Raw genomic sequence first — 9,668 nt, 5'->3', positions numbered from 1 at the left:
GCGCAGGCCAGCACCACGTCGGGTTCGCCCGTCGCGGTGCTTGCCCACTGCCAAATGCCCAGGCCCCGAGCGCAATGCGCGATAGCGGAGTCCATATCGAGATAGGCCAGCGCGGGCTGCTTACCGGCGACGATCACGTTGACGTAGTCGCGGCTACGCAGGCAGTGGTCGGCCACCGACAGCAGCGTATTGCCGTCCGGCGGCAGGTAGACCCGCACCACCTCGGGCCGCTTGTTAGCGACCAGGTCGATGAACCCGGGATCTTGGTGTGACGCGCCGTTGTGGTCCTGGCGCCACACATGCGAGGTCAGCAGATAGTTCAGCGACGCGATCGGTCGCCGCCACGGGAGCTCGAGGCTGGTCGACAGCCATTTCGTGTGCTGGTTGAACATCGAGTCGACGATGTGCACGAACGCCTCGTAGCAGTTGAACAGCCCGTGCCGGCCGGTCAGGAGATAGCCTTCCAGCCAGCCTTGGCACAGATGCTCCGACAGCACCTCCATGACGCGGCCGTCAGCAGCGAGGTGTTCGTCGACGGGCAGGATCTCCGACAGCCACACCTTGTCGGTGCTCTCGTAGACGGCGGACAGCCGGTTGGACGCCGTCTCGTCGGGACCCATCAGGCGGAACCGGTCGGGGTTGCGGGTGATCACGTCACGCAAGAACACGCCGAGCACGCGGGTGGCCTCATGCGTTTCGACCGCGGGTTGGGTGACCTGCACGGCGTAGTCGCGGAAGTCAGGCAAGTCCAAGTCGCGCAGCAGCAGCCCGCCGTTGGCATGCGGGTTGGCGCTCATCCGCCGATTCCCGCTGGGCGCCAGCGCCCGCAGCTCGGGCCGCAGTGCGCCGTTGGCGTCGAACAGCTCTTCCGGTCGGTAGCTGCGCAGCCATTCCTCAAGCTGTGCGCGATGCTCTGGGTTGTCGTGGGTCTCCGCGAGCGGGACCTGGTGCGCGCGCCAGGTGCCCTCGACCTGCTCGCCGTCGACCTTCTTGGGCCCTGTCCATCCCTTGGGCGTGCGCATCACGATCATCGGCCACACCGGTCTCGCGGTGGTGTCACCGGTGCGTGCCACGCGCTGGATGTCCGCGATGGCGTCGAACGCCTCGTCGAGCGCGGCCGCCAGTTGTTGGTGCACGTTGACCGGCTCGTCCCCGGCGACCGTGATGGGCCGGTAGCCGTAGCCGCGCAGCAGCGATTCCAGCTCGGTATGCGGCAGGCGGGCCAGCACGGTCGGGTTGGCGATCTTGTAGCCGTTGAGATGCAGGATCGGCAACACCGCGCCGTCGCAGGCGGGGTTCAGAAACTTGTTCGAGTGCCAGCTGGCGGCCAGCGGCCCGGTTTCGGCTTCACCGTCGCCGACCACGCAGGCCACTACCAAATCCGGGTTGTCGAACGCCGCGCCGTAGGCATGGACCAAGGCGTAGCCGAGTTCGCCGCCCTCGTGAATGGAGCCGGGCGTCTGCGCCGCCACATGGCTGGGGATGCCGCCGGGAAAAGAGAACTGCCGAAACAGCTTTCGCAGCCCTTCGGTGTCCTGCTCGATGCCGGTGTACACCTCGCTGTAGGTGCCTTCCAGGTACGCATTGGCAACCAGGCCGGGCCCGCCGTGACCTGGCCCGGTGACGTAGATGACGTTGGCGTCGCGGTTGCGGATGATCCGGTTCAGGTGTGCATAGATCAGGTTCAGTCCCGGGGTGGTGCCCCAGTGTCCGAGCAGCCGGGGCTTGATGTGCTCGGGCGCGAGCGGTTCGCTCAGCAGCGGGTTGTCCAGCAGGTAGATCTGCCCGACCGACAGGTAGTTGGCTGCACGCCAGTAGGCGTCGATGAGGGCAACTTCGTCGTCGGAAAGGACCGCACGCGTCGAGGTATCTAAGGTCACCCGCCCGATTGTCCTGATGGTCGCCGGATGCCGCACATTAGGCCTCTGGTCGCCGACCCGCTGCGCCCGGCTCCGCCGCGCTGGCGATCGGCTCTGTTTGGCTCGGTCGCCGACCCGCTGCGCCCGGCTCCGCCGCGCTGGCGATCGGCTCTAAGCTGGCCGCGTGCCCGTCGACCCCCGCACACCGGTGCTGATCGGCTACGGCCAGGTCAACCACCGCGATGAAAGCGCCGACATCGAACCCGTGGACTTGATGGTCGCCGCTGCGCGCGAGGCTGCCGAGCCCCAGGTGCTTGAAGCCATCGACTCCATCCGCGTGGTGAATTTGCTTTCGGCGCGATACCGCGACCCCGGGCTGCTGGTCGCGCAGCGTATCGGCGCCGACAATCCTGCCACCCGCTACAGCGGTGTGGGCGGCAACGTGCCGCAGTCACTGGTCAATCGGGCATGCCTCGACATCCAGCAAGCGCGGGCCGACGTCGTGCTGATCGTCGGCGCCGAGACGTGGCGCACCCGGAACCAACTCAAGGCCGCCGGTCGCAGACTTGTCTGGACGCAGCAGGACGAGTCGGTTCCGATTCCGAAGGGCGCCGACGATCACGTGCCGATGACCGGTCAGGCCGAGGAGCGGATCCGGCTGGATCGACCGGCCTATGTGTATCCGTTGTTCGAGCAGGCGCTGCGAATCAGCAACGGTGAACCGGTAGCGGAGCATCGCAGGCGCATCGGTGAGCTCTGGGCGCGGTTCAACGCCGTCGCAGTGACTAACCCACACGCTTGGATCCGCAAACCCGTTGCCGCCGAAGACATCTGGCTGCCGAGCCCGGACAACCGGATGATCAGCTGGCCCTACACCAAGCTGATGAACTCCAACAATATGGTCGACCAGGGCGCCGCGCTGGTCTTCGCTTCCGCGAAGGCGGCGACCCGGCTGAACATCCCTGCCGAGCGCCGGGTTTACCCATATGCAGGCACCGACGCACACGACACGTTCGCGATGTCCGAACGCGCCGAATTGCACCGGTCTCCGGCCATCCGGATCGGCGGCGCGCGGGCACTCGGACTGGCCGGGGTGGGGATCGACGACGTCGAGTATGTCGACCTGTACTCCTGCTTTCCCTCCGCGGTCCAGATCGCGGCGGCCGAACTGGGGCTACCGGCAGACGACCCGGAACGGCCACTGACCGTGACCGGCGGGCTGACGTTCGCCGGCGGCCCGTGGAGTAACTACGTCACCCACTCGATCGCCACCATGGCCGAACTGTTGGTCGCCAACCCCGGACGTCGGGGCCTGATCACCGCTAACGGCGGCTACTTGACCAAGCACAGTTTCGGTGTGTACGGAACCGAGCCGCCGAGCGCCGAATTCCGTTGGGAGGACGTGCAATCCGTGATCGACCAGGAACTCACCCGGCAAGCGGCGGTCGAATGGGAAGGCGTGGGCACCGTCGAATCGTGGACCACCCCGTTCAACCGCGACGGGCAGCCCGAGAAGGTCTTCTTGGCGGTGCGCACACCCGAGGAGTCGCGCGCCTTGGCCCTGATCACCGACCCGGCCACCGCAGCAGCGACAGTGCAGGAGGACATCGCCGGGACCAAAGTGACCGTGCACGCCGACGGCACTGCGACGCTGCGGTAGCGGACCTCGATCAGTCAGCTCACCAAGTCGGCCAACCGGATCTGGGGATCGGTCAGTTTCGCGGTATCGACGGGCTTCCTCGACCTGACCAGGGCCTTCACCTCGTCCAGCACATCCCAGACGTTCACGTTCATCCCGGCCAGCACCCGGCCGCTGCCGTCAAGCCAGAACGCGACGAACTCGCGGCCTGTCACGTCGCCGCGGAACACCACCCGTTGATAGTCAGGCGCGTGGCCGACATACTCCATGCCCAGGTCGTACTGATCGGTGAAGAAGTAAGGCAGCTCGGCGTATTCGGTCGGCTCGCTCAGCATTCCCGCCACCGCCACCGCCGGCTGTTTGAGCGCATTCGCCCAGTGCTCCGTGCGGATCCGGGTGTCAAACAAGGGATGCTCGGCGGCGGCGATGTCGCCGACCGCGTAGATGTCCGTGTCGCTGGTCCGCAGCGACGCATCGACCAGCACCCCGCCGTCGCCCATCGCCAGCCCGGCCTGCTCGGCCAGTTCGATGTTGGGCTGCGCGCCGACAGCCACCAGCACGGCGTCGGCGCTGATCGTCGACCCGTCGCGCAGCCTAAGCCCGGTGGCCACGCCGTTGGCGGTCGAGATCTCTGCCACCTGCGTCTGCAGCCGAAGGTCGACACCGTGCTCACGGTGCAACGTCGCGAATACTTCGCCCGCCTCGGCGCCGAGCGCGCCCATCAGCGGCTGCTTGGCTGTTTCGACCACGGTGACGTTCACGCCACGCTGGCGCGCACTGGCGGCCACCTCTAGGCCGATCCAGCCGGCACCGACAATGGCAAGCGAAGACCCTTCGGCCAGAATCGAATTCAATGCCGAGGCATCATCGAATGTCCGCAGGTAGTAGACACCGGCAGCATCGGATCCCGATATCGGCAGGCGCCGCGACCGTGATCCGGTGGCCAGCAGCAGCTTGTCGTAGCCGACGGTGGTGCCGTCGGGCAGCCCGACACAGTGGGCTGCCGGATCCAGCGAGGAGACCCGGCTACCGAGCCGCAGGTCGACGTTGTGGTCGCGGTACCAGGAATCGTCATGCACGGTGAAGTCACTCAGCGACTTCTTGCCGGCCAGAAACTCCTTGGACAGCGGCGGGCGCTCATACGGCAGAAGCTGCTCTTCGCAGAACAAAACGACTTGGCCATCGAAGCCATTGTCCCGCAATGCGTCTGCCGCTTTCGCCCCGGCAAGCCCGCCCCCGACAATGGCAAAAGTGCGCGATGCGGCCATGGCGTACAGCCTACTCGCGGCAGCTCAACTCAAAACCCCCCGCAAGAACAGCGCGTTGCGCACGGCATGGCCGTGCGGGTCGTTGTTGAAGTACATCCACACGTCTCGGCCCTCACCGTCCCAGTCGGCGATCCGCTTCGCCCACCGTCGCAACTCCCTGTCCGGGTAGGAGCCGGCGTACATCGAGTCGGGGTCGGGGCCGTGCATGCGGGCGTAGACGAAATCGGTTGTGGCCCTGGGGATACAGGCTAGCCCGGCGCCGCTCATCACCACATAGGCGGCACGCCGCTTCTCCAGCACCGCGTAGACCGCGGGATCGTTCCACGACGGGTGCCGGAGCTCGACGGCCACCCGTATCGAAGTCGGCACGCTGGCCAGAAAGGAGTCGAGGCGCTCCTGGGAGGAAATGTCGCGCTGCTGCCCGGGATGCAGTTGCACCAGCAATACACCGGCGCGGTCACCGAGCGCCTTCCAGCAGCGGTCGAATCGCTCGATCCACGGCTCGGGAGCGCCCAGCCGACGGTAGTGGGTCAGTCCGCGGTGCGCCTTGACCGACATCGTGAACCCGTTCGGCAACCGCTCACGCCAGCCGGCGAAGGTCGAATCTTTCGGCCAGCGATAGAAACTGGCGTTGAGCTCCACGGTGTCGAACACTTCGACGTAGCGGCCAAGCCGGCGCGCGGGTGGCAGGCCCGGCGGGTAGAGCACGTCGACCCAGTGGTCATAGGACCACCCGGACGTGCCGATCCGCACGCTCACCGCCGGGTCAACCGGTCACCTGCCGGCGCAGGTCATCGTCCAGCGATACCCGCACCAACGCGGCAGCCAGCCGCGCGTTCGCGCGTGGCGCCAGCGAGCCCAATCCCGTTGGGTCGCTGGGCAAACCGAGCTTCTTGGCCGCGCCGGTGGCGCGCTTGTCGAAATACGGCCGCACCCAGGTCCACACGTCCTGGATTTCGCGCAGGAAAATGTCGGCACCGGTGTCGCCGATGCCCTTGAATTTCTTCAGTAGCCGCGCGGCCGTCCGCACGTCGTGGTCGCTGACGCGGGCCAGTTCCCGCAGATCCCCTGCGTACTCGTCGCGGACCCGTTCGGCCATGTCGGTGAGCCGGGTGGCCGAGCTTTCGTCGTAGCGCACGTAGTGGGCGCGGCCGAACGCGCGGATCATCGTCTGTCGATCCGCCGCCAGAACGGCTTTCGGCGTGCGGAGGCCTTTCTTGAACAGTTCCCGCCCGGCGCGCATCGCGATCGCCGCGTCGATGGGCTTGCTGGCCAGCATGCACAGCACCAGCAGCTCAAACAGCGGCATCGGCTTGTCGCTGAGCCGGACTCCGGCTTCCGCCGCATACGTGGTGCCGGCGACCTTCAGCAGCCGCCGCACCAGCTGTTTATGCTCGTCCATAACGCACGGCGTACCCGTCGTGCCAGGTCACAAACCGTGCAGCTCACTTCGGCGGCAGGCTGCGGGCGTAGTCGGTACTGCGCGTCACCCAGCTCTGCAGCTGACGTTTGGTCTTCACTGCTTCGGCATCCACACGCAGCCAGCCGCGGGCTTCCCGGCCCCGCATGACCATCGGGCTCACGTGCTGGCGGGTAAGGAGTTTGTCGGCGTCTTCCGGCGGCACCCGCACCAGCAGGCCGCCTTGCCCGCTGGCGGCGACGGACATGTTGCCGTTGATCAGGAAGGCCAGCCCGCCGAACATCGGCTTTTCCTCCACTCCCGGCAGCGGCGCTACCAGCTCCCGGATCCGCTCGGCAAGTTCGGTGTCGTAGGCCATACCGGGTCAGTCCAAATCCACCCGAATCGTCAGCAGGTCCGTGCCCATGGCGCGCACGGCGGCGCTGTTGACCCGCGGCAGGCTGCGCAACCGCTGGATCGGGTCGTCGTCGGGCAGCAAATGGGCGCTCCCGGTGCGCCAGCGGCCACCGACACGCACCCGAACCCTCGGGTTGGCCTTGATGTTGCGGACGTACTGGGAGTGCTCGCCGTGTTCGGAGACCAGCCAGAACTGGTTGCCGACGAGCCGGCCGCCGACCGGCGTGCGCCGTGGCTGCCCGGTCTTGCGGCCGGTGGTTTCCAGCAGCGTCAGCGGCAGCCGCCGGGCCACCGGGTTGGCCACCAGACGTTGCACGCCGCTCACCACTTGGCGTTTCAAGGTGTTCACGTCAGCCATGCCGTGACATTAGCGTCGTCAGGCCGCCGCGGCAGCCACCTCAGCCTCTTTGAGGGCCGGTTCCAGGGCCTGCGCGACGATCTCGGCGACGTCGGTTGTCGGCTTGACGTCCAGCGCCTCGAGCACTTCGGCGGGCACGTCGTCGAGGTCAGGCTCGTTGCGCGCCGGGATGAACACGGTTGACAGCCCGGCCCGCTGGGCGGCCAGCAGCTTCTGCTTGACGCCGCCGATCGGCAGCACCCGGCCGTTCAGCGTCACCTCACCGGTCATCCCGACATCGGCGCGGACCTGCCGTCCGGTGGCCATCGACACCAGCGCGGTCACCATCGTCACGCCCGCCGACGGCCCGTCCTTGGGCACGGCGCCCGCGGGCACGTGCACGTGGATGCGCCGGTCCAGTGCCTTCGGGTCGACGCCCAATTCGGCGGCGTGCGAGCGCACATAGGACAGCGCGATCTGCGCGGACTCCTTCATCACGTCACCCAGTTGACCGGTCAGCTGCAGCCCCGGCTCGCCGTCGTTGGCGCTGGCCTCGATATAGAGCACATCGCCGCCCAACCCCGTCACCGCCAGACCGGTCGCCACGCCGGGCACCGCAGTACGTTCGGCCGACTCCGGGGTGAATCTCGGCCGGCCCAAGTAGCCGACCAGGTCGGGCTCGTCGACCACCACGGGGGCGTCGGCGCCATCGGCCAGCTTCGTTGCGACCTTGCGCAGCGCCTTGGCCAGCAGCCGCTCGAACTGCCGCACGCCCGGCTCGCGGGTGTAGTCGGCGGCGATCTTGCGCAGCGCGGCTTCGGTCACCGTGACTTCCTCAGCGGTCAGCCCGGCCCGCTCGCGTTGCCGCGGCAACAGGAAGTCGCGGGCGATGGCGAGCTTGTCGTCCTCGGTGTAACCGTCGATCTGCACCAGCTCCATCCGGTCCAGCAGCGCTGACGGGATGTTCTCGACGACGTTGGCAGTCGCCAGGAACACCACATCCGAGAGGTCCAGATCCAGGTCGAGATAGTGGTCACGGAACGTGTGGTTTTGCGCCGGGTCGAGCACCTCCAGCAGCGCCGCCGCGGGATCGCCGCGGAAGTCGGAGCCGACCTTGTCGATCTCGTCAAGCAGCACAACAGCATTCATCGAGCCGGCTTCACCGATGGCGCGCACGATGCGGCCCGGCAGCGCGCCGACGTAGGTGCGCCGGTGCCCGCGGACCTCGGCCTCGTCCCGCACCCCGCCTAACGCGACGCGGACGAACTTGCGGCCCAGCGCCCGGGCCACGCTTTCGCCCAACGACGTCTTGCCGACGCCGGGCGGCCCGGCCAGCACCATCACCGCACCTGAACCGCGACCGCCGACGACCTGCAGCCCGCGCTGGGCACGCCGCGTCCGCACCGCCAGGTATTCGACGATGCGATCTTTGACGTCGTCCAGACCATGGTGGTCGGCGTCCAGAACCTCGCGTGCGGCCTTCAGGTCCGTGGAGTCTTCCGTGCGCACGTTCCACGGCAGATCCAAGACGGTGTCCAGCCAGGTGCGGATCCAGCCGCCTTCCGGGCTTTGCTCGCTGGCGCGTTCCAGCTTGCCGACTTCCCGCAGCGCGGCCTCGCGCACCTTCTTCGGCAGATCGGCCGCCTCGATGCGGGCCCGGTAGTCGTCCGAGCCGTCGGGTTCACCTTCGCCGAGCTCTTTGCGGATTGCCGCTAGCTGCTGGCGCAGCAGAAACTCCTTCTGCTGCTTTTCCATGCCGGCCCGCACGTCCTCGGCGATCTTGTCGTTGACCTCGACTTCGGCCAGGTGGTCGCCGGTCCAGTCGGTCAGCAAACGCAGCCGCTCGGCGACGTCTTCGGTCTCCAGCAGCTGCCGCTTCTGCACATCGGTGAGATACGACGCGTAGCCGGCCATGTCCGCCAGCGCCGACGGGTCGGTCAGCCGGTTCACCATGTCAACAAGCTCCCAGGCCTCCCGCCGCTGCAGCATGGCCAGCAGCAGCTTCTTGTATTCGGCGGCCAGCTTGCGGGTCTCCTCGGTGGGCACAGGCTCGACCACCGCGCGCACCTCGACCCACAGCGCCGAACCAGGCCCAGTGGTCCCCGTGCCGATGTGTGCCCGGCGCTCACCGCGCACGATCGCCGCAGCACCGCCACCGGCGATGCGGCCGACCTGCAGAATCGCCGCCAAAACCCCGTAGGACGGATAGCGGTCGTCGAGCCGCGGCGCGATCAACAGCTCGCCTGATTCGGTGGCGCGGGCCGCGTCGACCGCCGCCCGCGCGGCGTCGTCAAGCGTGATCGGCACAACCATGCCCGGCAAAACGATCGGATCGCCGACAAACAAAACCGGCACTGATTTGGCTTCAGCCATCAAACCTCCATAGTTAAGCCTGATGCGCTCAACCTTGACTGAGTCCAGTTTGTTCCCGGCGGCGGCCCCGCTGGAGGGCGACCAGACCCGCCATACTGGAAGAGCGGGGCAACCAAGGAGGCGCAGGTGGCGGGTCGAACGCGTCGACAACGGGATATCGACGTCGTCTACGACGAGCACGCGCTGACCACGACGGCCCCCGAACGCGAGGCCGCCGGCCTCAAGGCTGTGCTGGTGTCCATGCAGCGCGGCCTGGCGTCGATGGGCGCGGTGCGCACGGCGGCGTCGCTGCTGCGGCTGAACCAGCGCCACGGGTTTGACTGCCCGGGCTGCGCCTGGCCGGAAGAACCGGGTGGGCGCAAAGTCGCGGAGTTCT

At 67.5% G+C, this 9,668-nt stretch carries 8 protein-coding genes and 1 pseudogene (1 of these 9 only partly in view); 2 read left to right on the top strand and 7 right to left on the bottom strand.

Annotated features, from left to right (window positions below; translation table 11 throughout):
- Window positions 1-1,880 (bottom strand): phosphoketolase (locus ACFE99_RS11160; protein WP_375485191.1); only part of this gene is annotated, 1,880 nt, incomplete at its 3' end.
- Window positions 1,881-2,043: 163 nt separating this feature from the next.
- On the opposite strand from ACFE99_RS11160, the gene ACFE99_RS11155 reads away from it, so the two are divergent.
- Window positions 2,044-3,519 (top strand): acetyl-CoA acetyltransferase, encoded by a 1,476-nt coding sequence (locus ACFE99_RS11155; protein WP_375485189.1) that lies wholly within the window; start codon window positions 2,044-2,046, stop codon window positions 3,517-3,519.
- Between the two features lie 14 nt (window positions 3,520-3,533).
- Here ACFE99_RS11155 and ACFE99_RS11150 read toward each other — a convergent pair whose 3' ends face one another.
- Genes ACFE99_RS11150 through lon form a run of 6 tightly spaced genes read right to left on the bottom strand, consistent with a single transcriptional unit; the run spans window position 3,534 to window position 9,292 of the window.
- A complete protein-coding gene (locus ACFE99_RS11150) occupies window positions 3,534-4,766 on the bottom strand; it encodes an NAD(P)/FAD-dependent oxidoreductase (protein WP_375485187.1) in 1,233 nt (410 codons plus the stop codon).
- Window positions 4,767-4,790: 24 nt separating this feature from the next.
- On the bottom strand, window positions 4,791-5,525 hold the full coding sequence (locus ACFE99_RS11145) for a DUF72 domain-containing protein (RefSeq protein ID WP_375485185.1): 735 nt from the start codon (window positions 5,523-5,525) through the stop codon (window positions 4,791-4,793).
- Between the two features lie 7 nt (window positions 5,526-5,532).
- On the bottom strand, window positions 5,533-6,168 hold the full coding sequence (locus ACFE99_RS11140; RefSeq protein ID WP_375485183.1) for an endonuclease: 636 nt from the start codon (window positions 6,166-6,168) through the stop codon (window positions 5,533-5,535).
- A gap of 43 nt (window positions 6,169-6,211) precedes the next feature.
- Window positions 6,212-6,544: a TfoX/Sxy family protein gene (locus ACFE99_RS11135; RefSeq protein WP_375485181.1), complete on the bottom strand. Its 333-nt coding sequence runs from the start codon at window positions 6,542-6,544 to the stop codon at window positions 6,212-6,214.
- Between the two features lie 6 nt (window positions 6,545-6,550).
- Window positions 6,551-6,940 (bottom strand): nitroreductase family deazaflavin-dependent oxidoreductase, encoded by a 390-nt coding sequence (locus tag ACFE99_RS11130; RefSeq protein ID WP_375485179.1) that lies wholly within the window; start codon window positions 6,938-6,940, stop codon window positions 6,551-6,553.
- 18 nt (window positions 6,941-6,958) lie between these two features.
- A complete protein-coding gene (lon, locus tag ACFE99_RS11125) occupies window positions 6,959-9,292 on the bottom strand; it encodes an endopeptidase La (RefSeq protein WP_375485177.1) in 2,334 nt (777 codons plus the stop codon).
- Between the two features lie 126 nt (window positions 9,293-9,418).
- Between lon and ACFE99_RS11120 the strand changes: the two are divergent.
- Window positions 9,419-9,668, top strand: a pseudogene (locus ACFE99_RS11120) (FdhF/YdeP family oxidoreductase); it runs 2,090 nt beyond the window's last position.

Source organism: uncultured Mycobacterium sp., assembly GCF_964249325.1.
Lineage (GTDB): Bacteria > Actinomycetota > Actinomycetes > Mycobacteriales > Mycobacteriaceae > Mycobacterium.
The sequence above is the reverse complement of the archived record's forward strand: the minus strand, read 5'-3'. Positions and strand labels throughout refer to the sequence as shown.

Excerpts from the sequence above, each read along its gene's own strand:
- ACFE99_RS11140 (WP_375485183.1), bottom strand. The coding sequence starts at position 6,168 with ATGGACGAGCATAAACAGCTGGTGCGGCGGCTGCTGAAGGTCGCCGGC.
- lon (WP_375485177.1), bottom strand. The coding sequence starts at position 9,292 with ATGGCTGAAGCCAAATCAGTGCCGGTTTTGTTTGTCGGCGATCCGATC.
- ACFE99_RS11135 (WP_375485181.1), bottom strand. The coding sequence starts at position 6,544 with ATGGCCTACGACACCGAACTTGCCGAGCGGATCCGGGAGCTGGTAGCG.
- ACFE99_RS11150 (WP_375485187.1), bottom strand. The coding sequence starts at position 4,766 with ATGGCCGCATCGCGCACTTTTGCCATTGTCGGGGGCGGGCTTGCCGGG.
- ACFE99_RS11130 (WP_375485179.1), bottom strand. The coding sequence starts at position 6,940 with ATGGCTGACGTGAACACCTTGAAACGCCAAGTGGTGAGCGGCGTGCAA.